The organism is uncultured Senegalimassilia sp., from assembly GCF_902464545.1.
In the GTDB taxonomy this organism is placed as follows: Bacteria; Actinomycetota; Coriobacteriia; order Coriobacteriales; family Eggerthellaceae; genus Senegalimassilia.
Map to the genome: position 1 here is coordinate 150,721 of NZ_CABQJR010000001.1, position 23,490 is coordinate 174,210.

Annotated in this window: 30 protein-coding genes; 27 read left to right on the forward strand and 3 right to left on the reverse strand. The window is 61.9% G+C overall.

Features of this window, described 5'->3' with window-relative positions:
• The first annotated feature begins 28 nt into the window (after window positions 1–28).
• The 27 genes from RDW26_RS00545 (at window position 29) to RDW26_RS00675 (ending at window position 19,294) form a co-directional block, all read left to right on the forward strand.
• Entirely contained in the window at window positions 29–1,396 is a 1,368-nt protein-coding gene (locus tag RDW26_RS00545; RefSeq protein WP_307982040.1) for an MFS transporter, read from the forward strand.
• Window positions 1,397–1,632: 236 nt separating this feature from the next.
• Entirely contained in the window at window positions 1,633–1,974 is a 342-nt protein-coding gene (gene rhaM / locus RDW26_RS00550) for an L-rhamnose mutarotase (RefSeq protein ID WP_307982042.1), read from the forward strand.
• Between the two features lie 332 nt (window positions 1,975–2,306).
• Window positions 2,307–3,137 (forward strand): 50S ribosomal protein L2, encoded by an 831-nt coding sequence (rplB, locus tag RDW26_RS00555; RefSeq protein ID WP_042433633.1) that lies wholly within the window; start codon window positions 2,307–2,309, stop codon window positions 3,135–3,137.
• Between the two features lie 22 nt (window positions 3,138–3,159).
• The gene (gene rpsS / locus RDW26_RS00560; protein WP_281624042.1) at window positions 3,160–3,432 is read left to right on the forward strand and encodes a 30S ribosomal protein S19; all 273 of its coding nucleotides are present in this window, start codon (window positions 3,160–3,162) and stop codon (window positions 3,430–3,432) included.
• Between the two features lie 13 nt (window positions 3,433–3,445).
• Window positions 3,446–3,787, forward strand: coding sequence for a 50S ribosomal protein L22 (rplV, locus tag RDW26_RS00565; RefSeq protein ID WP_042432872.1), 342 nt, complete (start codon window positions 3,446–3,448; stop codon window positions 3,785–3,787).
• A gap of 5 nt (window positions 3,788–3,792) precedes the next feature.
• Window positions 3,793–4,506 (forward strand): 30S ribosomal protein S3, encoded by a 714-nt coding sequence (rpsC, locus tag RDW26_RS00570; protein ID WP_307982044.1) that lies wholly within the window; start codon window positions 3,793–3,795, stop codon window positions 4,504–4,506.
• Entirely contained in the window at window positions 4,506–4,928 is a 423-nt protein-coding gene (rplP, locus tag RDW26_RS00575; RefSeq protein ID WP_042432877.1) for a 50S ribosomal protein L16, read from the forward strand. Before rpsC ends, rplP begins: the two co-directional genes overlap by 1 nt.
• Window positions 4,929–5,123, forward strand: coding sequence for a 50S ribosomal protein L29 (gene rpmC / locus RDW26_RS00580; RefSeq protein WP_009306348.1), 195 nt, complete (start codon window positions 4,929–4,931; stop codon window positions 5,121–5,123).
• Window positions 5,124–5,139: 16 nt separating this feature from the next.
• Entirely contained in the window at window positions 5,140–5,400 is a 261-nt protein-coding gene (gene rpsQ / locus RDW26_RS00585) for a 30S ribosomal protein S17 (RefSeq protein WP_294360677.1), read from the forward strand.
• 50 nt (window positions 5,401–5,450) lie between these two features.
• Window positions 5,451–5,819 (forward strand): 50S ribosomal protein L14, encoded by a 369-nt coding sequence (gene rplN / locus RDW26_RS00590; RefSeq protein ID WP_042432884.1) that lies wholly within the window; start codon window positions 5,451–5,453, stop codon window positions 5,817–5,819.
• 24 nt (window positions 5,820–5,843) lie between these two features.
• Window positions 5,844–6,158 carry a 50S ribosomal protein L24 gene (gene rplX / locus RDW26_RS00595; RefSeq protein WP_294360889.1) on the forward strand — a complete coding sequence of 105 codons (315 nt, stop codon included), beginning with the start codon at window positions 5,844–5,846 and terminating at the stop codon, window positions 6,156–6,158.
• Window positions 6,159–6,274: 116 nt separating this feature from the next.
• Entirely contained in the window at window positions 6,275–6,826 is a 552-nt protein-coding gene (gene rplE / locus RDW26_RS00600; RefSeq protein WP_118349609.1) for a 50S ribosomal protein L5, read from the forward strand.
• 99 nt (window positions 6,827–6,925) lie between these two features.
• Complete coding sequence (locus RDW26_RS00605; protein WP_042432893.1) at window positions 6,926–7,111, forward strand: type Z 30S ribosomal protein S14; 186 nt, start codon at window positions 6,926–6,928, stop codon at window positions 7,109–7,111.
• 109 nt (window positions 7,112–7,220) lie between these two features.
• Window positions 7,221–7,619, forward strand: a complete 399-nt coding sequence (gene rpsH, locus RDW26_RS00610; protein ID WP_042432896.1) for a 30S ribosomal protein S8 — start codon at window positions 7,221–7,223, stop codon at window positions 7,617–7,619.
• A 19-nt stretch (window positions 7,620–7,638) separates the two neighbouring features.
• Window positions 7,639–8,178 carry a 50S ribosomal protein L6 gene (rplF, locus tag RDW26_RS00615; protein WP_294161402.1) on the forward strand — a complete coding sequence of 180 codons (540 nt, stop codon included), beginning with the start codon at window positions 7,639–7,641 and terminating at the stop codon, window positions 8,176–8,178.
• 32 nt (window positions 8,179–8,210) lie between these two features.
• On the forward strand, window positions 8,211–8,579 hold the full coding sequence (gene rplR / locus RDW26_RS00620) for a 50S ribosomal protein L18 (protein WP_042432903.1): 369 nt from the start codon (window positions 8,211–8,213) through the stop codon (window positions 8,577–8,579).
• A gap of 14 nt (window positions 8,580–8,593) precedes the next feature.
• Window positions 8,594–9,115 (forward strand): 30S ribosomal protein S5, encoded by a 522-nt coding sequence (gene rpsE / locus RDW26_RS00625; RefSeq protein ID WP_042432906.1) that lies wholly within the window; start codon window positions 8,594–8,596, stop codon window positions 9,113–9,115.
• A 3-nt stretch (window positions 9,116–9,118) separates the two neighbouring features.
• Window positions 9,119–9,310 (forward strand): 50S ribosomal protein L30, encoded by a 192-nt coding sequence (gene rpmD, locus RDW26_RS00630; protein ID WP_042432910.1) that lies wholly within the window; start codon window positions 9,119–9,121, stop codon window positions 9,308–9,310.
• 159 nt (window positions 9,311–9,469) lie between these two features.
• Entirely contained in the window at window positions 9,470–9,919 is a 450-nt protein-coding gene (gene rplO / locus RDW26_RS00635) for a 50S ribosomal protein L15 (RefSeq protein WP_118349607.1), read from the forward strand.
• The gene (secY, locus tag RDW26_RS00640) at window positions 9,913–11,193 is read left to right on the forward strand and encodes a preprotein translocase subunit SecY (protein ID WP_294419002.1); all 1,281 of its coding nucleotides are present in this window, start codon (window positions 9,913–9,915) and stop codon (window positions 11,191–11,193) included. The genes rplO and secY overlap by 7 nt, the downstream gene beginning before the upstream one ends.
• Window positions 11,194–11,292: 99 nt before the next feature.
• Window positions 11,293–11,919: an adenylate kinase gene (locus RDW26_RS00645; RefSeq protein WP_307982067.1), complete on the forward strand. Its 627-nt coding sequence runs from the start codon at window positions 11,293–11,295 to the stop codon at window positions 11,917–11,919.
• Between the two features lie 85 nt (window positions 11,920–12,004).
• On the forward strand, window positions 12,005–14,182 hold the full coding sequence (locus tag RDW26_RS00650; RefSeq protein WP_307982069.1) for a hypothetical protein: 2,178 nt from the start codon (window positions 12,005–12,007) through the stop codon (window positions 14,180–14,182).
• A gap of 88 nt (window positions 14,183–14,270) precedes the next feature.
• Entirely contained in the window at window positions 14,271–14,996 is a 726-nt protein-coding gene (gene nagB / locus RDW26_RS00655; protein WP_307980994.1) for a glucosamine-6-phosphate deaminase, read from the forward strand.
• 88 nt (window positions 14,997–15,084) lie between these two features.
• A complete protein-coding gene (nagA, locus tag RDW26_RS00660; RefSeq protein ID WP_307982070.1) occupies window positions 15,085–16,230 on the forward strand; it encodes an N-acetylglucosamine-6-phosphate deacetylase in 1,146 nt (381 codons plus the stop codon).
• A 182-nt stretch (window positions 16,231–16,412) separates the two neighbouring features.
• The gene (locus RDW26_RS00665) at window positions 16,413–17,357 is read left to right on the forward strand and encodes a dihydrodipicolinate synthase family protein (protein WP_307982072.1); all 945 of its coding nucleotides are present in this window, start codon (window positions 16,413–16,415) and stop codon (window positions 17,355–17,357) included.
• 116 nt (window positions 17,358–17,473) lie between these two features.
• Entirely contained in the window at window positions 17,474–18,529 is a 1,056-nt protein-coding gene (locus RDW26_RS00670) for an ROK family protein (RefSeq protein WP_307982074.1), read from the forward strand.
• Between the two features lie 84 nt (window positions 18,530–18,613).
• Window positions 18,614–19,294, forward strand: coding sequence for an N-acetylmannosamine-6-phosphate 2-epimerase (locus RDW26_RS00675; protein ID WP_288578532.1), 681 nt, complete (start codon window positions 18,614–18,616; stop codon window positions 19,292–19,294).
• Window positions 19,295–19,625: 331 nt separating this feature from the next.
• Here RDW26_RS00675 and RDW26_RS00680 read toward each other — a convergent pair whose 3' ends face one another.
• The 3 genes from RDW26_RS00680 to RDW26_RS00690 are packed head-to-tail and all read right to left on the reverse strand — an operon-like array spanning window position 19,626 to window position 23,455.
• Complete coding sequence (locus tag RDW26_RS00680; RefSeq protein WP_307982077.1) at window positions 19,626–20,474, reverse strand: ABC transporter ATP-binding protein; 849 nt, start codon at window positions 20,472–20,474, stop codon at window positions 19,626–19,628.
• Window positions 20,474–22,495 (reverse strand): dipeptide/oligopeptide/nickel ABC transporter permease/ATP-binding protein, encoded by a 2,022-nt coding sequence (locus RDW26_RS00685; RefSeq protein ID WP_307980985.1) that lies wholly within the window; start codon window positions 22,493–22,495, stop codon window positions 20,474–20,476. The genes RDW26_RS00680 and RDW26_RS00685 overlap by 1 nt, the downstream gene beginning before the upstream one ends.
• A gap of 3 nt (window positions 22,496–22,498) precedes the next feature.
• The gene (locus RDW26_RS00690) at window positions 22,499–23,455 is read right to left on the reverse strand and encodes an ABC transporter permease (protein WP_307980983.1); all 957 of its coding nucleotides are present in this window, start codon (window positions 23,453–23,455) and stop codon (window positions 22,499–22,501) included.
• Window positions 23,456–23,490: the final 35 nt, after the last annotated feature.

The window sequence follows — 23,490 nt, forward strand, 5'->3', positions numbered from 1 at the left end:
ATAGGAACAAGTGAAAGGCGAATCGATCATGGCAATGTCTCAGGAGCGCAAGGGCACCATCGCGGTGTCGTTGACGAACTTCCTGGATTCCGGGTGCATCGTGGCGTCGTCGGTGGCGCTGACGGCGTGGGCCGCCGCATTCGGTTTCGGCTCGATGTGGACCTCTATCCTGGGCGCTATCGGCGCGAACGCGTTCGGCGCCGCCATCGGCGCGCTTATCGGCGGATTTCTGACCGACAAGTACGGCCGCACCATCATCTACCGTTACAACCTGCTGGTATACGCCATCGGCGTGGCAATCGCCATGTGCGCCATGAACCTGCCCATGGTGGTGGTGGGCGTGGTGCTCTCCGGCCTGTCGGTGGGAGCGGGCGTCCCCGCATCGTGGAGCTACATCTCCGAAACGTCCACCTCAACCAAGCGCGCCGCGAACATCGGCATCAGCCAGTTCGCATGGAGCTGCGGCCCGGCCATCATCTTCCTGCTGTCCTTGGCCCTGTCGTTTGCGCTCCCTGGTTTCGCGGCCGACGGCAAGACGTTGCTGCCCGCTGGAACTTACGGTCCCTTCGACGGCTTGCTGTCCACGCGCATCCTTTTCCTGGTGCTGCTCGTGGTGGCGCTCGTCGCATGGAATCTTCAGCGTCAGCTGCAGGAGTCCAAGGACTGGGCGGAGAAGCAGGCCGAGACGGCCGAGCACGAGTCGTTCGGCCGCATGATGGCCAATGCGCTGAAGAACCCCGTCAACGTCAAGACCATCGTGTTTTTGGTGGCCGTGTACCTGACGTGGAACCTGGCGGCGGGCACCAACGGCCAGTTCATGCCGTATCTGTACGCCGCAGCCGGCAACATCGACTCGGTGGGGCAGAGCCTGCTCGGCGTGGTGCAATGGGTGCTCGTGGCCGTCTGCTCGCTGGCGGTGTTCTCCAAGCTGGGCGATAAGGTGCCTCATCGCGTGCTGTTTGGGGCGTCGGCGCTGTTGGCGCTTGCCTCATGGGTGTGCATCGCCATCTTCGGCGCGGCGCTCAACAACGGCACCACCGATTCCATGGGCTGGTGCCTGTGGGTCTACGTCATCCTGTGGGGCGTTTCGGCCGGCTTCTCGGCGCAGTGCTTCTATGCGTTGTGGGGAACCGAGCTGTTCCCGACGCGCTATCGCGGCGGCGCGCAGGGCATCATGTTCTTCCTAGTGCGTGCGGCCCTTGGCATCTGGTCGCTCGTCGGCGTCGGCGCCATCATGGGCGATATCTCCACCAACCCGGCGGGCTTCTTCCCGGCTGCGCTCATCATGTGCGCGGTGCTGGTGGTCTCGCTTGTGGTCGGCGTGGTGTGGTGCCCTGACACGCAGGGCAAGACGCTCGATCAAATCACCGAGGAGCGCTACGGCAAGCTTCAGTAACGTTTCCCTTGCATGCCCGGGCGCGCGCCGCCCGGGCATGCGCGTTTCGCGGCGCATATACGCCGGCAGGGCAGGGGGTCTGCAGCCTCTCGTCCGTCCCGGCGCTGCCGCAAGATCGGGCATGCGCGTTTCGCGGCGCGTACGCGCTGTGCGTACAAGGGGCAAGGGGTGGGAAATCCCCGGGTCCGTGCGCGACTGCATGCCCATATCCGCAACGATAATGAAAGGAAAAGGCGATGACCGTACGTAAAACCGCCGAAGGCCGCACCATCAGCGGCTTCAAGATGAAGCTGTATCCGGGGTTCGCCGAGGAGTACGAGCGCCGTCACAACGAGCTGTGGCCTGAGATGGCCGATATGCTCCACGAGTACGGCGGGCACAACTACAGCATCTTCATCGATGAGGAGACCAACATCCTGTTCGGCTATATCGAGCTCGACGATCCCGAGCGTTACGCTGAATCGGCGGAAACCGAGATCTGCCGGAAGTGGTGGGACTTCATGGCCAGCGTCATGGAGACCAATGCCGACAGCTCGCCGGTAAGCGTCGACCTGCCGTGCGCGTTCCACCTGGATTAGCACGCAGCTCGGCGGCATTGCCGAAATGGTGATAGGGGGAACTCCGCAAGACCCTCTCCATATCAATAGATAAGCGCCCGCAACCTGGCTTGTGTGCAGGTTGTGGGCGCGCTTCGTTCAAGCAGGTTTTTCTTGAAACAACTCGCGCAGGCTCGTATAATGTCCAGTTGCGTCTGGTGACTTATGGATACGCCCGGGCGCGTGGATTGACGGAGTCGGTGCGTTCGGCCTCAAACGAGCGTGCTTGGGCAATCGCCATATCCACATCTGTAGGAAGGATCTCCGGTGCATGGTGAGGCATGCGAGCGGAAATCCAGATGGAAAGGTTTGAAATGGGAGTCAAACAGTACAGGCCGACTAGCCCCGGTCGTCGCTTCCAGACGGTTTCGGACAAGGCCGAAATCACCTGCGACAAGCCGGAAAAGTCCCTGCTTGCGCCGCTGAACAAGAAGGCGGGCCGCAACAACCACGGTCACATCACCGTCCGTCATCAGGGCGGCGGCGTGAAGCGTCGTTACCGCATCATCGATTTCAAGCGCAACAAGGACGGCGTGCCTGCAAAGGTCGCTACCATCGAGTACGACCCGAACCGCTCCGCTCGTATCGCTCTGCTGCACTACGTTGACGGCGAGAAGCGCTACATTCTTCACCCGAAGGGCCTGAAGGTCGGCGACATGATCGTCAGCGGCACCGATGTGGACATCAAGCCCGGCAACGCCATGCCGCTGTCCTGCATCCCCGTTGGTACGCTCATCCACGCTGTCGAGCTGCAGCCCGGCCGTGGCGCCGCGCTTGCCCGCTCCGCCGGCACGAGCATCCAGCTGATGGGCAAGGAAGGCAAGTACGCCATCCTGCGCATGCCCTCCTCCGAAATGCGCCGCGTGCTGCTCACCTGCCGCGCCACCATTGGCGAGGTCGGTAACGCCGAGCACTCCAACATCACGATCGGCAAGGCCGGCCGTAATCGTTGGCGTGGCATCCGCCCGACGGTTCGCGGTACCGTCATGAACCCTGTGGACCATCCCCACGGCGGTGGCGAAGGCAAGAACAAGACTTCTGGCCGTCACCCTGTCAGCCCCTGGGGCGTTCCGACCAAGGGTCATCGTACGCGCAACCCGAAGAAGGCCTCTAGCCGCCTGATCATTCGCCGTCGCAAGAAGTAGCGCTAAGCGTTAAGGAGTAATAGTGAGCAGAAGTTTGAAGAAGGGTCCTTTCGTTGAGCCTCGCCTTCTTGAGCGCATCGAGAAGATGAACGCGGCCGGCGAAAAGAACGTCATCAAGACCTGGTCCCGTGCCAGCACCATCTTCCCCGAAATGGTGGGCCACACCATCGCGGTGCACGACGGTCGCAAGCACGTGCCGGTTTACGTTACCGAGTCCATGGTCGGCCACAAGCTGGGCGAGTTCGCCCCCACGCGTACCTTCAAGGGTCACGCAGCCGACAAGAAGAAGCGATAAGAAGGGGTGAATCATGGAAGCTAAAGCAATCGCACGTACCGTGCGCATGTCGCCCCGCAAGGCACGCATCGTCGTCGACCTGATCCGCGGCAAGTCCGTCCCGGCTGCCCGTGAGATCTTGATGTTCACCAATCGCGCAGCCGCCGAGGTTGTCGAGAAGACGCTGAACTCCGCTGTGGCAAACGCTGAGTACCAGCATCATGTGCGTCCGGAGACGCTGGTCGTGAAGACCGCCTTCGTTGATGAGGGCCCCACGCTCAAGCGCATCCGTCCCCGCGCTAAGGGTTCCGCTTCGCGCATCCGCAAGCGCACCTGCCACATCACCATCATCGTCGCTCCGCGAGAGGAGGCATAAAGTCTATGGGTCAGAAGGTAAGCCCTACCGGGTTCCGCCTCGGTATCACCGAAGAGTGGCGCAGCCGTTGGTACGCCGACAAGGATTACGCCCAGAACCTGGCAAACGACTTGGCCATTAGGAAGTTCCTGGACAAGCAGCTGGCCCGTGCCGCCGTCTCCAAGGTCGAGATCGAGCGCGCAGGCGACAAGATCAAGGTCATCGTCACCACGGCTCGCCCGGGTGTCGTGATCGGCAAGAAGGGCGCCGAGATCGACGCTCTGCGCAAGAAGCTCGAGAAGGTTGCTAACGGCCCGGTCAACATCGAGGTCGTCGAGGTCAAGCGCCCCGAACTGGACGCAAACCTCATCGCCCAGTCCGTTGCCGAGCAGCTCGAGGGCCGCGTCGCTTTCCGTCGCGCCATGCGCAAGGCCGTGCAGTCCGCCCGCAAGTCCGGTGCCAAGGGCATCCGCATCCAGTGCGCCGGTCGTCTCGGCGGTGCCGAGATGAGCCGCCGCGAGTGGTACCGCGAGGGTCGCGTGCCGCTGCACACGCTGCGTGCCAAGGTTGACTACGGTTTCTGCACCGCCCGCACGCAGATGGGCGCCATCGGCGTTCAGGTGTGGGTGTACCACGGCGAGGTCCTGCCGGGCCAGAAGGCTCCGCAGCCTCAGCTCGAGGGCGGCTCTCGCCCGAACCGTTCCCGCCGCAACGACCGTAATGATAGGGGGCGCAAGTAATGCTCGTACCTAAGCGTGTTAAGCACCGCAAGGTGCAGCGCGGTTCCATGAAGGGCCGTGCAAAGGGTGGTACCCGTCTGAACCACGGCACCTGGGGCATCCAGGCCCTGGAAGCACACTGGATCACCAACCGTCAGATCGAGGCCGCTCGTATCGCCATGACCCGTTGCATGAAGCGTGGCGGTAAGGTCTGGATCACCATCTTCCCGGACAAGCCGATCACCAAGAAGCCGGCTGAGACCCGCATGGGTTCCGGTAAGGGCAACCCCGAGGCCTGGGTCGCGGTCGTCAAGCCCGGTCGCATCATGTTCGAGATCGACGGCGTCGACGAGGCCACGGCCAAAGAGGCGCTCCGCCTTGCAATCAACAAGTTGCCCATCAAGTGCAAGATTGTGACCAAGGAAACGGAAGGGCAGGAGTAAATGAAAGCAGCAGAGATTCGTGAGCTGTCTGCCGACGATCTGCAGGCCAAACTCAAGGAAGCACGCGCTGAGCTTTTCAACCTGCGCTTCCAGATGGCAACGAGCCAGCTTGACAACACCGCACGCGTGAAGCAGGTCAAGAAGGACATCGCTCGCATCCAGACCGAGATGCGCGCCCGTGAGCTGAGCGCATAAAGGAAGGTTTGATAACATGAGCGAAGAGCGTAATACGCGTAAGGTCCGCCAGGGCATCGTGGTCAGCGCCGTCAACGACAAGACCATCGTCGTCTCCGTCGCCGAGCGCAAGCCGCATCCGGTGTACAAGAAGATGATGACGACCACCAAGAAGTTCCATGCGCATGATGAGAACAACGAGGCTGGCGTCGGCGATACCGTCACCATCATGGAGACCCGTCCGCTGTCCAAGATGAAGCGCTGGCGTCTGGTGGAGATCAACGAAAAGGCTAAATAGCCCTTTCCTCTTATCCCATCAGATTACCGATTGAAAGATAGGTTGAAGCAATGATTCAGATGCAAACCATGCTCGCGGTCGCCGACAACTCCGGCGCTCGCAAGGTGCAGTGCATCAAGGTCCTGGGCGGCTCCAAGCGCCGTTACGCGGGCCTGGGCGACGTGATCATCTGCAGCGTCAAAGAGGCTATGCCCAACGGTGCTGTCAAAAAGGGTGACGTCGTGCGCTGCGTCGTTGTGCGCGTGAAGAAGGAAGTTCGTCGCGCTGACGGCAGCTACATCAAGTTCGACCAGAACGCTGCCGTCCTGATCGACGCCAACGGTGCGCCGCGCGGCACGCGTATCTTCGGGCCCGTCGCCCGCGAGCTGCGCGAGAAGAAGTACATGAAGATCGTGTCCTTGGCACCTGAGACGCTGTAAAGGGGGTTATTCGCAATGAACAGCATGAACATCAAGAAGGGCGACACCGTCCGCGTTCTGTCCGGCAAGGACAAGGGCAAGGAGGGCCAGGTCGTTCGTTCTCTCCCCAGCAAGCAGCGTGTGGTCGTCGAGAAGGTGAACATGGTCAAGAAGGCCATGCGCCCCACTCAGCAGAACCCGCAGGGCGGCATCATGTCCGTCGAGGCTCCCATCCATGTCTCCAACGTCATGGTCGTCTGCCCCGAGTGCAAGCAGCCCACCCGCGTGTCCCACCGCGTGAACGAGGCCGGCAAGAAGGTCCGCGTTTGCAAGAAGTGCGGCAAGGATATCGATAAATAGTTTTGTTGAAGGCGGCCTGCCTTTGCGCGGGCCGCGTTTAGAATATGACCCTGGCCATATAAGACCAGGGACGCAGGGTCGGAAATCCTGCGTTTAATTCATCGAAAGGAAATCGCATGACTGCTCCTCGTCTCAAAGAGAAGTACAAGAACGAGATCGTCGCTAAGCTGGAAAGCGAGCTGGGCATCGACAACATCAACAATGTTCCGCGTCTCGAGAAAATCGTCGTGAACATGGGTGTCGGCGCCGCCGCCTCCGACCACAAGCTGCTTGATGCCGCCATGAACGACATGCGCATCATCACCGGTCAGCAGCCCTGCATCACCCGCGCCAAGAAGTCCATCGCAGGCTTCCATGTGCGCGAGGGTCAGGCTATCGGCTGCAAGGTCACCCTGCGTGGCGACCGCATGTGGGAGTTCCTGGATCGTCTGCTGGCCGCTGCTCTGCCGCGCGTCCGCGACTTCCGCGGCATCTCCCCGACCAGCTTCGACGGTCGCGGCAACTACACGCTCGGCATTACCGAGCAGCTGATCTTCCCCGAGATCGAGTACGATAAGGTCGACCGCACCCGTGGTATGGACATCACGTTCGTCACCACCGCCGGCAACAACGAGAACGCATTTGCGCTGCTTTCCGCGCTGGGCTTCCCGTTCAAGGACCGCGACTAACCCTTTTGTTTGACCGTAAGGATGGCCGGCCAGGTCATCCTGCAGGCAGTTTAAAGCCCGCCTTCCCGGCGGGCTTGGAAACAAGAAAGAAGGATTTGCATGGCAAAGAAATCGATGATCGCCAAGAGCGAGCGCGAGCCGAAGTTCTCCACGCGCCAGCACAATCGCTGCACGCGTTGCGGGCGTCCGCGCGCTTACTACCGTAAGTTCGGCCTGTGCCGCGTGTGCCTGCGCGAGCTGGCCAACAAAGGCGAGCTGCCCGGCGTGACCAAGGCTTCCTGGTAGGCCCAAACACAAGGTACGTACGGGTGTGCCACGGTTCAGGCGGGGGTGCTAAGGGCGCCTATCCGAACCGAACCGATCGGCTCATCACGAACCAAAGGAGAAACTTACTATGACCATGACTGACCCTATCGCAGATATGCTTACGCGCGTGCGTAACGCTAACTCTGCCGGCAAGGCTACGGTCTCCATGCCCTCCAGCAAGAAGCTGGTCGAGATCGCCCGCATCATGCAGGAAGAGGGCTATGTGGCCGGCTACGAGGTTGTCGAAGGCGAGCCTCGTGCCACGCTCGAAATCACGCTGAAGTACGGCGAGAAGAAGGCCAAGACCATCCGCGGCATCCGCCGCATCTCCAAGCCGGGTCTGCGCATCTACGCCGGCAAGGACGAGCTGCCCCGCGTTCTGGGCGGCCTCGGCACTGCAATCGTCTCCACGTCCAACGGCGTGATGACCGACCGCGACGCCCGCAAGAAGGGCATCGGCGGCGAGGTTATCGCGTACATCTGGTAGGAAAGGAAGGGATAGGTTTATGTCTCGTATCGGCAAGCAGCCCGTTACCGTTCCTGCCGGCGTCGACGTGAAGATCGACGGCCACATCGTGACGGTCAAGGGCCCCAAGGGCGAGCTCACCCGCGAGTTCAACCCCATGATGACCATCAGCCAGGAAGGCGAGGAGATCATCGTCTCCCGTCCTGACGACTCCCGTGAGGCCAGGAGCCTGCACGGCCTTACCCGCACCCTCATCCACAACATGGTCGAGGGCGTTTCCGCCGGCTACCAGAAGAAGCTGCAGCTGGTCGGCGTCGGCTATCGTGCCGCGCTGAAGGGCAAGGACCTGGAGATGCAGCTGGGCTTCTCGCACCCCGTGCTCATGGAGTGCCCCGAGAACATCACGTTCGAGGTTCCCAGCCAGACCGAGATCGTCGTCTCCGGCATCAGCAAGGAGCAGGTCGGCCAGGTGGCCGCGAACGTCCGCGCATGGCGCAAGCCTGAGCCTTACAAGGGCAAGGGCATCCGCTATGAGGGCGAGCATGTCCGCCGCAAGGTCGGCAAGGCTGGCAAGGACTAAGCGCGCAAGCGTAACTGAACGAAGGGATTACCATGAATAAGCTTCAGAAAAAGCAAGCTGCGCTGGCCCGTCGCCATCGTCGCGTGCGCGGTAAGATCTCCGGCACGCCGGAGCGTCCCCGTCTTTGCGTGACGCGCAGCAACAACAACATCTACGTGCAGTTCGTCGACGACGTTGCGGGCAAGACCCTGTGCGGCGTTTCCACCCTGGGCCCTGATTTCAAGGCTACGGGCAAGAACGGCGCTAACGTCGAGGGCGCTACCGCTCTCGGTGAGATCGCAGGCAAGAAGGCTCAGGAATGCGGCATCACGGAAGTCGTTTTCGATCGTGGTGGCAACCTGTACCATGGGCGCGTCAAGGCTCTGGCCGACGCTGCTCGTGAAGCCGGTCTGAAATTCTAGAAGGGGTTTAGTCTATGGCTCGCAACAAGCAAGAGAACGCCGCAGCTCCCGAGCTCGAAGAGCGCGTCGTTTACATCAATCGCGTGTCCAAGGTCGTCAAGGGTGGTCGCCGCTTCGGTCTGACCGCGCTGGTGGTCGTGGGCGACCGCAACGGCCACGTCGGCATCGGCATGGGCAAGTCCCAGGAAGTGCCTACGGCCATCAAGAAGGGCGTGGAGGACGCAAAGAAGAACATGTTCTCCGTGCCGCTGACCGACGAGAAGACGCTGCCGCATGAGATCATCGGCGAGTTCGGTGCCGGTCGCGTTCTGATCAAGCCCGCTGTTCCCGGTACCGGCGTTATCGCCGGCGGCGCTGCTCGTGCCGTCCTGGAGCTGTCCGGTGTGGAGAACGTCCTGTGCAAGTCTCTGGGCACCGACAACGTCATGAACGTCGTCAAGGCCACGGCCGAGGGTCTGAAGGAAATGCAGTCCCCCGAGTCCGTCGCCGAGCGTCGTGGCATTTCCGTTGCCAAGATCTACGGCTGGAAGGAGTAACCCATGTCCGACGCTAAGAAGACGCTGCGTCTTACGCAGGTGAAGAGCTCCATCGGTTACAAGAAGGATCAGGCTGCAACGCTGAAGGCCCTGGGCCTCGGCAAGATCGGCCGCTCCATCGACCAGGTCGACAATGCCAACATCCGCGGCATGATCTTCAAGGTGAAGCATCTCATCAAGGTGGAGGAGCTGTAAAGTTCCCAATCGCCACCTTGGCATACTTACCCGTCTCGGGTAAAATTCTCGGTTGGCGTGTCGGATTCCGGCGCGCCAATCGGCTGTATTGGAAGTTTGCTGGCGGCGAGCTGCCAGCACCGGGCGGGAGCCCGGTAAGCTATCTGCAAGGAGAAAAGAATGGAACTCAAGGACCTCAAGCCCGCAGAAGGCTCTCGTAAGAACCGCAAGCGCGTCGGCCGCGGCCACGCTGCTGGTCAGGGCAAGACCGCTGGCCGCGGTATGAACGGCCAGAAGTCCCGCTCCGGTGGCGGCAAGGGCGCCGGCTTCGAGGGCGGCCAGACCCCGCTGGCCCGTCGTCTGCCGAAGCTGCCTGGCTTCCGCAACATCAACCGCGTCGAGTACCTGCCCGTCAACGTCTCCCGTCTCGAGGAGAAGTTCGAGGCTGGCGACGTCGTCGACGGTGCTTCCCTGAAGGCCAAGGGCATCATCAAGCATGAGGACGCCCTGGTGAAGGTTCTTGGCGATGGTGACATCACCAAGGCTCTGACCATCAAGGTCGACAAGGTTTCTGCCTCCGCCAAGGCGAAGATCGAGGCAGCTGGCGGAAAGGTCGAAGAGCCTTGCTAAGCTCTATCATCGACGCGTTCAAGGTTCCCGAGCTGCGCAAGAAGATCTTGTTCACGCTGGGCATCCTTGCGCTCTATCGATTCGGTTCCTACGTGCCGGTTCCGGGCATCCCGTTCCGCGAGTTCGCTGACTCGTTCCAGGATTCGGGCGTGTCCATGACCATGCTGGACCTGTTCACCGGCGGCGCGCTTTCGAACTTCTCGGTATTCTCGCTGGGTATCATGCCCTACATCACCGCATCCATCATTATGCAGCTGATGCAGGGCGTTATCCCGGCGGTGGGCCGTTGGGCGAAGGAAGGCGAGACCGGTAGGCGTCGCATCACTCAGGTCACGCGTTATCTGACGCTGGCCCTGGGTCTGATCAACGCCATTGGTTACCTGCTGTTGTTCAAGTCCCCGCAGTACGGCGTGGTGTTCTCTTCCGAGGTTCCCGAGATCGTTACCGACATTTTGGTGGTTTTCACGTTGGTGGCCGGTACCGCGTTCATCATGTGGATGGGCGAGCTCATCACGCAGCGCGGCGTCGGCAACGGCATGTCGCTCATCATCTTCGTGAGCATCGTCAGCCGTGTGCCTTCGGCCATCTTCTCTTCGGTGAACCTGACCACCGACACCGGCATGGGTATCGCCATCACGGCGCTTATCCTGGCAGTGGTGCTCGTGTGCATCCCCGCGATCATCTTCGTGGAGCGCGCACAGCGCCGCATCCCGGTGAATTACGCCAAGCGCGTGCAGGGTCGTAAGATGATGGGCGGTCAGTCCACCTACATTCCCCTGAAGGTGAATGCGGCGGGCGTCATCCCGATCATCTTCGCAAGCTGCCTGATCTACTTCCCGGCTCAGCTTGCTGCTCTGTTCAACGTGGGTTGGCTGACGGCGTTCGCCGATGCCATCTCCACGGGTTGGGTGAACTGGATCCTCACCATCGCGCTGATCGTCTTCTTCGCGTATTTCTACACCTCCATGGTGTTCAATCCTGAGGAGACGGCGGACAACCTGCGCAAGCAGGGCGGCTTCATTCCCGGTGTGCGTCCCGGTTCCGCTACCGTGACCTACATCAAGAACGTGCTGCATCGCGTTACGCTTCCGGGCGGCATCTTCATCGCGGTCATCGCGGTCGTGCCGACCATTATCTTCTACTTCACCGGCAACACGCTTATCCAGGCGTTCGGCGGTACTTCCATCCTCATCATGATCGGCGTTGCGCTCGATACCATGAGCAAGGTTGAAAGCCAGTTGAAGATGCATAACTACGAGGGTTTCTTCAAGTAAGGAAACCTTGCAGTTACCGACAGGGAGGGCCTTCGGGCCCTCCCTTTTTGTTATCATGGGAATTGCATTATCTGCATATCTCGAAAGGATTGCTTCACCATGAACATCGTGTTGCTGGGCGCCCCGGGCGCCGGTAAGGGCACGCAGGCTGCCAAGCTGGTCGAGGATTGCGGCCTGTGCCATATCTCCACGGGCGACATCCTTCGCGCTGCCGTTAAGAATCAGACCCCCCTGGGCGTTAAGGCCAAGGGCTTCATGGACGCCGGCGAGCTGGTTCCCGACGAGCTGATCATCGACCTGATGAAGGAGCGCATCGAGCAGCCTGACACCGAGAAGGGCGTCATCCTGGACGGTTTCCCGCGTACCACCACGCAGGCTGTGGCTCTTGACACCATGCTGGCCGAGCTGAAGCGCCCGCTGAACGCCGCTCTGCTCATCGATGTCGACTTCGAGGTCATCGTCAAGCGCCTGACCTCCCGTCGTATGTGCAAGGAATGCGGCCACATCGGCTCCGTCGCCGACGCTTCTTGCCCCGCATGCGGTGGCGAGATGTACCAGCGCGACGACGACAACGAGGCCACGGTGCGCAACCGTCTTGACGTTTACGAGAAGTCCACGGCTCCGCTGATCGACTACTATCGCGGCTGCGATCTGATCGTGTCCATCGACGGCGACCGCGACGTCGACGTTGTCTACGCTGATGTGAAGCAGGCTTTGGGCCTGTAGCATCTGCAGTAAAACGTGCATATTGCTTGAGAGGGAGGGGTGAAACTACCTCTCCCTTTGCTTATCCCGTATAATGTTTCGCCGTATGCCTACCATGAAGCAGAACATATCCTACTGGCACCAGCAGCTTATGCTTAAGCATGGCGCTACGGTAAAGCACGTCTTGAAGAGCGCCGTGCTGTTGATACTTGCGGCTTTGGTGCTGGAAACGTTCGTGTTCAACTTCAACTACTTCCGCACGGCTGGCTACCACACCACCAATCTGGATAATCGCTTGGCGCTGACGAAGACCCTCGATAACCAGTATCGCGTCACCGAAGTCAATCACGTCATCGAATTCAAGAACCTCAACTCAGAGGTTCATAACGTGTGGTTGAACTTCGATTACCGGCAGCCCGCACAGCAGCTGAAGGTGAAGATCCAGTTCACCGACGAGGCTCACAGCACCTACTTCGATTCCACCGAGTACACGGTGGGCGTTCCCGAGGTGGACGTCAACACGCTGTGCGATCAAAGCGAGTACATCAATCTGAACACTACGGGGCTGGTGACCAACCTTAAGATCACCATCACCGGCGAGGATATCAGCTACCCGGTGAAACTTTCCGATGTGTCTATCAACGCACGGGAACCGTTCTTGTTCAACCAAACGCGTTTTCTGTTCACGTTGGGTATTTTGGCGCTTGCCTTCATCTTCCGTCCGAAGTCGGCCATCTACCGCATCGGCATCGTTCGCAATCCGCGTAAATCCAAGGCTGCTCTGATCGCCGCCGTGGCGATCGAGATCGTGTTGCTCAGCTCCTATCTGTTCATGGGCTCGAACTTGGTTGGCGTCGCCACCAGCACGTACAATTCCGGCTCGTGGGATGGCGCCGGTATCGCCAACACGTTCAAGGTCGGCGGTGAAAACGCACAGCAATATGCCGAGCTGGCCAAGTCTATGGCTCATGGACGGTTGTACTTGGAGGAAACCCCTCCCCAGTGGCTCCAGGAAATGGATGACCCTTATGACAAGGGCGCTCGCGATGAGTTGCAAAAGAAAGCGGGCGAGGAGTACCTGTTCGACGTTGCCTACCATGATGGGCATTACTACGTGTACTTCGGTGTGGTTCCTGTGCTCGTGTTCTACTTGCCGTTCTATTTGTTGACCGGGTCGAATTTCCCCACAGCCATCGGTGTGCTCATGGCCGTCATCATGTTCGTGTTGGGTTGTTCGGCGTTGCTCGACAGGTTCGCACGCTATCACTTCAAGCGCGTCAGCCTAGGCTTGTACCTGTTGCTGCAGATTCCGCTGGTCATGTGCTGCGGCATCCTCTATCTGCTGAAGTTCCCCACGTTCTACTCGCTTCCCATTTCGATGGGCTTGGCGTTCTCGGTGTGGGGCTTGTATCTGTGGATGCGCGGCCGTGCGGCGACGAACCCTTGTGGTTGGTATCTGGGCGGAAGTCTGTGCATGGCCCTGGTTGTCGGGTGCCGTCCGCAGCTGATCGTGCTGTCATTGGTAGCGTTTCCTTTGTTCTGGCGCAAGTACATCACGAAGCGGACCATTCTCACGCGTAAGGGCGCAATCGAGTTCGCGTGCTTGATGGCGCCGTACATCGTGGTGGCGGCGGGGCTCATGCTGTACAACCATGCTCGTTTCGGCAGCTTCACCGATTTCGGCGCGAACTACAACCTGACGGTCAACGATATGACCAAGCGCGGCTGGAACATCGGGCGTTTGGCTCCGGCGTTGTTCGCGTACTTCCTGCAGCCGCCTTCAATGACCGGCGTGTTCCCGTTCCTGCAGCCTGCTCCCTTCGAGACCACGTACTTGGGGCAGACCATCAAGGAGGTCACGTTCGGCGGCGTGCTGGCGTGCCTTCCCATCCTGTGGATTCTGCCGTTCTCGCGCCGTATCCTGGCTTTGCGCTTTAAAACGCGTTCAACGCGAACCATTGCGGGCGTCATCATCGCGTTGCTGTTCGGTGGCGTGGTGGTTGCGCTCATGGATGCGCAGATGGCAGGCATCCTGCAGCGCTACTATGCGGACTTCAGCTTCATGTTCCTGGCGGCATCGGTGCTTCTGGCGTTCATCGTCAATGAGAACCTCAGGCCCGGATCGACGGCCCAGGTGCTGCTGATGAAGGGGCTGCTGACGCTCGTCTGCATCTCGGTGCTGTACGTCGCGCTTCTCTGCTTCGTTCCGGAGACCGGATGGTTCTCCGATATCTACCCCTGGTCGTATCAGGACATCATCGAGACGGTGCTGTTCTGGACCTAGGCGGTTGCGCGCGGCGGGCGATTGCTGCGCGTGCTAATTCCCATTGTCAACTCCAACTGATTTTCAACGGCGAAAGAAAGGGCATCACATGCAACTGTTCATCGAGGAGACCTACGAGGATATGAGCCGTCGCGCGGCGGATCTGATCGCTGCCCAGCTGATCGTGGACCCGGCTTCCACGCTCGGCCTGGCCACCGGCTCCACGCCCATCGGGCTGTACGCCGACCTGGTGGAGGACTTCCAGGCCGACCGTATCAGCTTCGAGCAGGTCACCACGTTCAACCTGGATGAGTACCGCGGCCTGTCCCCCGAGCATGACCAGAGCTATCGCTACTTCATGCAGAAGAACCTCTTCGATCATGTCGACATCGACCTCGAGGCCACGAGCGTCCCCGACGGCGCCAACCCGGATGCGCAGGCCGCCTGCGAGTCTTACGAGCTGGCCATCAGCGAAGCTGGCGGCATCGACCTGCAGCTGCTGGGCCTGGGCCACAACGGCCATATCGGCTTCAACGAGCCCTGCGACGAGTTCCCCGTGCGCACCCACGTGGTCGAGCTGACGGAGAGCACCATCAACGCCAACAGCCGCCTGTTCGAGTCCATCGACCAGGTCCCCCGCGAGGCCTACACCATGGGCATCGGCACCATCATGAAGGCCCGCGCCATCCTGGTGGTGGCCAGCGGCGTCGACAAGGCGCAGATCGTGCGCGACGCGTTCTTCGGCCCGGTCACCCCGCAGGTTCCCGCATCCGTGCTGCAGCTGCACCCCAACGTCACCGTCGTGGTGGACGCCGAGGCCGGCTCGCTGCTGTAAGGCGCACCGGTGCCATAATCGATAACACTTTCGAAGGGCTTTCCGCGCATGCGGAAGGCCCTTCCATATTTGAAAGGAGCATGCAGATATGCGCATTGCAAACGGCAAGGTGTTCGACGGTCAGTGCTTCCGCGAGCGCGATGTGGTGGTGGAGGGGCAGACCTTCTCCAGCATCGAGGCATCGGGAGACGAAGCGTGCGGCGTGGGTGGCGCTGCTGATACGTTGGATGCATCGGGGTGCTATGTAATTCCCGGCCTGATCGACGTGCACTTCCACGGCGCCATGGGCCACGATTTCTGCGATGCATCCGATGAGGGCATCTCCGTCATTGCGGCTTACGAGGCAAGCCGGGGCGTGACCTCCATCTGCCCGACCACCATGACCCTTCCCGAAGAGCGCCTGGCACCCATCGTGTCCAGCGTTGCCGCTCACGAAACCGCTGCGGGGGAGGCCGGCATCGTGGGCATCAATATGGAAGGCCCCTATATCGCCCCTGACAAGGTAGGTGCTCAGAACCCCGCATACGTGCGCAGCGCCTCCGTCGAGGAGTTCGGCCGTCTGCAGCAGCAGGCGAAGGGGCTCATCAAGCTGGTGGACGTGGCACCCGAGCAACCGGGCAACTTGGAGTTCATTCGCCAGATGTCCCATGACGTGCGTGTTTCCGTCGCCCATACGTGCACGGGCTACGATGACGCGTGCGCTGCCTTCGATGCCGGTGCGCGTCACATGACGCACCTGTTCAACGCTATGCCCTCGCTGCATCACCGAGAGCCCGGCCCCATTGCCGCCGGTGCGGAGCGTAACGACGTAACGGCCGAGATCATCGCCGACGGCGTGCATATCCATCCCGCTATGGTGCGCCTGGCGTTTGCCCTGTTCGGCGACGATCGCATGATCTTGATCAGCGACAGCCTGCGCGCCTGCGGGCTGGGGGATGGCGAATACGAGTTGGGCGGCCAGCAGTTCTTCGTCAAGGGCAATCGCGCCACCATCGCGAACGGCAGCCTTGCCGGCAGCGTCTCCGACGTGATGGCGTGCATGCGCACGGCGGTGCGCACCATGGGCATCCCCTTGACCAGCGCCGTGAAGGCCGCAACGGTCAACCCGGCCCGCGCCTTGGGACTTGACGGCAAGCTGGGCGCCATCGCCCCGGGCTATCAGGCCGATGCCGTGGTGCTCGACCGCGAACTGAACATCAAGCACGTGGTGCTTCGAGGAAAGGTGATCGCGTAGCGTTGGGGTGCTCGGCTGCGCCGCAGCCATGAGGCTTGCGCCGTTCGGGCGCCCGTTCGCACCGTAAGGCGGATTCCATCCTTTGTTTGTGAAACGTTCGCCAGTTCGTTGACGAACCGCGAACCTCGATACTATCCTCATTGAAGTTTGCTCAACAGAAAGAAAGAGGCAAGGTACTCATCATGACCGATTCCCCGTTCCACGGCGTAATCCCCCCGGTGGTCATCCCGCTGACCGAGAAGAAGCAGCTTGACCTGGAGGCCTTCGAGCGCTCCATCAACCGTATGATCGACGCCGGCGTCGACGGCTTGTTCTTCCTGGGCTCCTCGGGCGAGGTCGCGTTCCTCACCGACGCCCAGCGTTACCATGTGCTGCAGGAGGCCGTGGCCATCGTGAATCATCGCGTGCCCGTGCTTGCCGGCGTCATCGACATGGAAACCCTGCGCGTGGTCGATCAGGCCAAGCGTGCCAAGGGCTTTGGCGTCGAGGCGCTGGTCGCCACCGCCCCGTTCTACGCCCTGGGCGGCCCGAAGGAGATCGAGCGTCACTTCCGCGCCATCCGCGAGCATACCGACCTGCCGCTGTTCGCCTACGACCTGCCGGTGTGCGTGCACACCAAGCTCGACCCCACCATGCTGGTGCGTCTGGGCAAGGACGGCGTGCTGCAGGGCGTGAAGGACTCTTCCGGCGACGACGTCAGCTTCCGCTGGCTGGTGCTGGAGAACGAGGACGCCGGTCATCCGCTGCAGCTGCTCACCGGCCATGAGGTGTGCGTCGACGGCGCGTACCTGGCAGGCGCCGACGGTAGCGTGCCGGGCCTGGCCAACCTCGACCCGCACAGCTACGTGGAGCAGTGGAAGGCCGCTCAGGCCGGCGACTGGAACCGCGTCAAGGAGATCCAGGATCACCTTGCCCGCCTGATGTTCCTGACCCGCGTGGTCAAGGCCACCGTCGGCTTCGGCGCCGGCGTGGGCGCGTTCAAGACGGCTCTGTGGCAGATGGGCGTGTTCAACACGAACCAGATGCGCGAGCCCGTCCAGCCGCTCGAGGGCGAGGACGTCGCGGCCATCGTCGAGGTCATCAAGAAGGCCGGCCTCATGGACGCGGACGCTCCCATCCGCAAGTAGCTTTTCTTCGCTTTTGCAAGCCGGCGCAGGTTCCACCCGCGCCGGCTTTTTTGTTTGCGGTACCATGGTTGGCACCAGGTGATAAGGTGCTTTTCGAAAAGGGAAGGGTGGGGTGCATGGAATATCCCGCATACGTTGCGGCGCTTGATATCGGCGGCACGAAGATCGCCGGCGCGCTGCTGCGATACGAGCAGATCGACGCTGCCCCTGAAGTCGTGTTCGAAACCCAGGTGCCCACGCAGGCGCAGCGCGGGGGCGGCCCCGTGCTCGTCACCGTGTGCGATGTGGCGAACACGGTGCTTGCCGAGGCGCGCTCGCGCCGAGAGCAGGTGCTCGGCATCGGCGTGTCCACCGCAGGCCGTGTGGATGCGGTCACGGGCGGCATCGCGTACGCCAACGAGATCATGCCCGGGTGGACCGGCCAGCCCATCAAGGAGCGCTTGCAGGAGTCTTGCGAGCTGCCGGTGTCGGTGCTCAACGACGTGCAGGCCCATGCGCTTGGCGAGGCACGCTGGGGCGCTGCCAGCGGGGCCGATACCTGCATGATGATCGCTGCCGGCACGGGCATCGGCGGCGCCGTGATCGCCCATGGGCGCTTGGTTCGCGGTAACCACGGTTTCGCCGGCGAAATCGGGCATATCGCCTGTTCGCAGGCCGTGGGCATCCCGTGCGTGTGCGGCGGTGCCGGCCATTTGGAGCTCGTGGCGTCGGGGAGCGGCATCGAGGCGCGCTATGCCGAGATCACGGGCAACCATATCGATGGTGCCGAGATCTCCCGCCGTGCAGCCGAGGGCGAGCCTGCGGCGCACAAGGTTATCATGACCGCCGGCATCGCCCTGGGCGAGGCCATCGCGGGCATCACGAACCTGCTCGATCCCGATATGGTGGTCATCGGCGGCTCGGTGCCCAAGGCGGGCACCAAGTGGCGTGCGGCGGTGCAGGAGGGCTTCGAGCGTCAGATCCCGCTGGCGCAGCGCGGTCTGCCTTTCCTTGCGGCCGAATTGGGCGGGCACGCACCGCTCATCGGCGCTGCAGAGGATCTGCTGGATTACTTGGAGGATGTCGAGGTCCAGCAGGAACTGGACGAGTTTGACGACGCCGAGGGTTTCGAAGCGCTCGACGAGCCGCATGACTCCCAAGAGCAGCAGAATGGGGAAGAGCCGCAGGAGTAGTTTCCATCGGCATATCGCAGCGCCCGGCGCCGTGGATTCTCGGCTGCGGGCGCCGCTGGTTTTCGATTTTGAAAGGATGGGGAAATGGATCCCATTATCGAGCAATTGCGCGGCAAGGTCATCGCCAGCTGCCAGGCATATATGGGCGAGCCGCTGCGCCACCCCGAGACCATGGCGCAGATGGCCCGTGCATGCGAGCTGGGCGGCGCCGGCGGCATCCGCTGCCAGGGCCTATCCGATATCGCGGCCATCAAGGGCCGCACCGAGGTGCCCGTCATCGGCATCTGGAAGGAAGGCCACGAGGGCGTCTACATCACGCCCACGCTGCGTCATGCGCGCGCCTGTGTGATGGCCGGTGCCGACATTGTGGCCATCGATGCCACCGATCGCCCGCGACCCGATGGCAAGACGCTCGAGGACACGGTGCGCCCGCTGAAGGAGGAGGGCGTGCTCGTGATGGCGGACTGCTCCACCATCGAGGATATCCGCCATGCGTTCGCCATCGGCTGCGATATCGCCTCCACCACGCTCTCGCACCCCGGTGCCGCCATCGACTGCGGCATGGCCGACGGTCCGGATGTTGCGCTCGTTCGCCAGGCCGTAGAGGAGTTCCCTGGCAAGCCCGTTATCTGCGAGGGTCGCGTGCACACGCCTGCCGATGCGAAGGCGGCTATGGACGCCGGTGCGTGGGCAGTCGTGGTAGGCACCGCCATCACGCACCCCACCAGCATCACCAGCTGGTTCGTGGAGGCTGCTGGCAAGTAGGTTTTAGCAGTCCCATCGGAAGCCCCGGCCTTTATTGGTCGGGGCTTCTTTTTGTCCCGTTCGATGAGCCCTTGCTCGGTATCCCAGTCGCTCAGACAGTCCTCGCTTGGTGGAACAGTCCACTGGACTGTTCCAGTCGCTGCGGAACTCGCTTTATGAGGTACCGAGCAAGGGCTCATCTGCGCTAATCGGATTGTTGGCTCGCCGATAACAAGGGCTTCCTAGGTTATACAGTATTGCTTCTGAAATCTAACCAAATGAAAATCGCCCCCGCTGCTCTTGCGAGCGGCGGGGGCGATTGCGTTTCCCGTGAGGTTAGCTGGCCGTAAGGCTACTTGCCTAGGTCGGGATGGAGCAGGGACGGGGCGGCGCCCAGCAGCAGGCGCGTGTAGTCGTCCTTGGGGTTGTTGAAGATCTGCTCGGCGGTGCCGCGCTCAACGGCCTGACCATGGTTCATGACGATGATCTGGTCGGAGATGTAGCGCACCGTCTGGATGTCATGGCTGATGAACACCATGGCAAGGTTGAGCTCCTTCTTCAGATCCATCAGCAGGTTGAGAATCTGGGCGCGCACGGACACGTCGAGGGCCGAGGTGGGCTCGTCGGCGATGATGGCGTCGGGCTTCAGGGACAGCGCGCGGGCGATTGCCACGCGCTGACGCTGGCCGCCGGACATCTGGCCGGGCAGCGCCTCGAGGACGCTGTTGGGAAGGCCGACCATCTCGATGAGCTCGCGCACGTGGGCTTCACGGGACTTCGCGTCGCCCACCTTGTGCACGATCATGGGGTCCATGAGCTGCTCGCGCACGGTCATGCGCGCGTTCAGGGCCGTTGCCGGGTCCTGGAACACGACGGAGATGACGCGGCCGATGATCTTACGCTGCGCTGCGGAGCGCTTCGTGACGTCGGTGCCCTTGAAGTACACGTGGCCGGACGTGGGGGTCTGCAGACCGCACATGACGTTGGCCGTGGTGGACTTGCCGCAGCCCGACTCGCCAACGATGCCGATGGTCTGGCCCGGCATGAGCTTCAGAGACAAGCCGTTGACGGCGTGGACCTTGTTGGGGTGCAGCAGGGAGCCGGTACGCGTCTTGAACACCACGTGGATATCATCAAGGAAGATGATAGGCGTCTGCTCGTCGTTGTTGGCGACGGCTGCACTGTTGGTTGCTTCGGCCATTAGTTCGCACCTCCCGTGAGATAAGGCTTGACGCCGATGCGCTTCAGCTCGCTGTCAGGCAGCTCGGCGTAATAGTGGTCGGAATTCGCCACGCGCTTGAGCATGGGTCGCACGTTCGACGTCTTGTCCGGATGGCTGGAGCGCGGACGGAAGCGGTCGCCTTCGGGGAAGTCCTTCGGCGAAGGTACCGAGCCGGGAACCTGATGCAGGCGCGCACCGCCGGCCTCGATGGACAGAACGGAGCCGAGCAGGCCGCGCGTGTACTCGTGGATGGGGTTGGTGAGGATCTCCTTCACCGGGCCCTGCTCCACAACCTGGCCAGCGTACATGACGGTGATGGAGTTGGCGACCTCGGCAACGAGCGCCAGGTCGTGGCTCACGAACACCATGGCGAAGCCAAGCTCGTGCTGCAGCTTGTTCAGCAGGTCGATGACCTGCTTCTGGACCGTCACGTCAAGGGCGGTGGTGGGCTCGTCGGCGATGACCAGCTTGGGGTCGCGCGTCAGGGCCATGGCGATGAGCACGCGCTGGCGCTGGCCGCCGGAGAGCTCGTGGGGATAGGAATCCAGCGTGCGCTTCGGGTCCAGGCCGACCAGCTCGAGCAGCTCCTCGGCGGAACGGGTGCCGCCACGTTTGGTCAGCTGCTTCATCTGAGAGCGGATGAGCATGGAGGGGTTGAGCGAGGACAGGGCGTCCTGGTAGACCATGGCGATCTCGCGGCCGCGCAGCTCGTTCATCTCCTTGTCGGAGAGGTTGAGCAGGTTCTTGCCGTCGTACATGATCTCGCCGGAGATCTCGGCCTTCTTGTCGAGCAGGCCCATGATGGCAAGGCTGGTGATGGACTTGCCGCAGCCGGACTCGCCAACAAGGCCCATGGTCTGGCGCGGACGCACCACGAAGCTGACATGGTCGACCACGTTCACGTCGCCATGGCGGGGGAACTTGATGCACAGGTCCTTGACTTCCAGGATGGGCGGCACGTCGGTGCGGGCCTCGAAGCGGTCGGTGCGCGAAAGCTCGGCTTCCTTAAGGGCGGCAAGGCGCTTGTTGAGCATGTCGGCCTGAGCGGCATAGGCCAGCGTCGGGTCGGCGACCATGCGGTCGGCCTCGCGGTCCTTATTGAGGTCGTTCTCGTCGACCTTGACGGCGCTCTTCGGCGCGGCGATGGCGTCGGTGATGCCCTCGGAGACGATGTTGAGGCACAGAACGGTCAGCATGATCATGATGCCGGGGAACAGCGCCTGCCACCAGCGGCCGGCCAGCACGCCGTTACGGGCGTCAGCCAGGATGTTGCCCCAGGTGGGGGTGGGCTCGGGGATACCGGCGCTGATGAAGGCCAGGGAGGCCTCGAACACGATGGCGTCGGCCACGAGCACGATGGTGAACACGAGGACGGGAGCCACGCAATTGCGCACGACGTGCTTCCACAGGATCCACGGGGCGCGGGCGCCGGAGACGACGACTGCGCGGACGTAGTCCTGGTTGTACTCGCTCATGACGTTGGCGCGCACGATACGGGCGATCTGCGGGATGTACAGAAAGCCGATGGCGAAGATGAGCGAGGGCACGGAGTTGCCGAACACCACGATGAAGGTGGCGGCAAGCGCGATGCCGGGGAAGGACATGATGATGTCCAGGATACGCATGATGACGTTGGCGATGCGCGGGCGCACGACGGCGGCGATAGCGCCGATGATGGAGCCCACGACCAGCGCGAAGCCGGTAGCGCCCAGGCCGATGACCAGGGAGTACTTAGCGCCGCACATCAGGCGGGACATAACGTCGCGGCCCTTGTCGTCGGTGCCGAACAGGTGCGCGGAATCAGGCGCGCAGAACGAGGTGAAGATCTCGTAGGGGCTGTAGGGCGCGATGAAGTCGGCCAGCGCGGCCACTACGATGATAGCGATGAGGATGACCAGCGAGATACGCGCGCCGATGGTCATGTTCTTCCAGCGACGGAAGCGGACCTTGCCGGCGCCGTCCTCCATCTTCTTGGTGAGGCCGCCACGAAGTTGAACCATACTCTACACCGTCCTAATTCGCGGATCGATAAGGATGTAGAGCATGTCGACGATGACGTTCACGATGATGAACGTGATGGCGACGACGAGAACGACACCCTGAACCAACATGACGTAATTCGAGGTAACGCCGGAGACGATGGCCATGCCCATGCCCGGAAGGGCGAAGATGACCTCGAGGACCACGGCACCGCCGATCATGTAGCCGAACTTCAGGCCTAGCACGGTGACGGGCGTGATCAGGGCGTTGCGCAGCACGTTACGGGCGACGACGGTGCCGTAGGGGATGCCGAAGCCGCGGGCGGTGCGCACGTAGTCCTTATCGAGCTCCTCGACCATGGACGTGCGGATGATGCGCGTCATCTGGCCGGTCAGCGGAACGGCAAGGGCGATGCCCGGCATTGCCATGCGCGCAAGCCATCCGCCGGGATCTGCCGTGAGCGCAGGCAGGGGGCCGGAGGCCGGCAGCAGGTGCAGCGTGGAGGAGAACAGCAGGATGAACAGCACCGACAGCCAGAACGACGGCGTGGCGATGCAGGCGATGGAGAAGATACGGATGACCTGGTCGGGCCAGCGGTCGCGATACAGGGCGGAGACGACGCCGAGGATGGCGCTGGCGACGATGGCGATGATGAAGCCGAAGAAGCCGAGCTGCAGCGTGATGGGCAGCGCGGTGGCGATGCGAGCGGACACGGACTGGTTCGAGGGACCGAACGTGCCCAGGTCGCCATGGAAGAAGCCGGCCATGTAGTCGCCGTAGCGAACGATCAGCGGATCGTTGAGGCCGTGCTCGACGCGGTAGGCCTCCAACTGGTCGGGTGACGCGTTTTCGCCAAGCGCCGAGAAGGCGGGGTCGATAGGCGAAAGCGACATCAGGAAGAAGACGAGAACGGTGACACCGAACACCATGATGGGCAGCCAAAGCAGGCGATTGCCGATCAATCGAAGCAGGTTGTTCACTCGATCCCCTCCTTTCTGTAGGCTCGTGAGAGCAT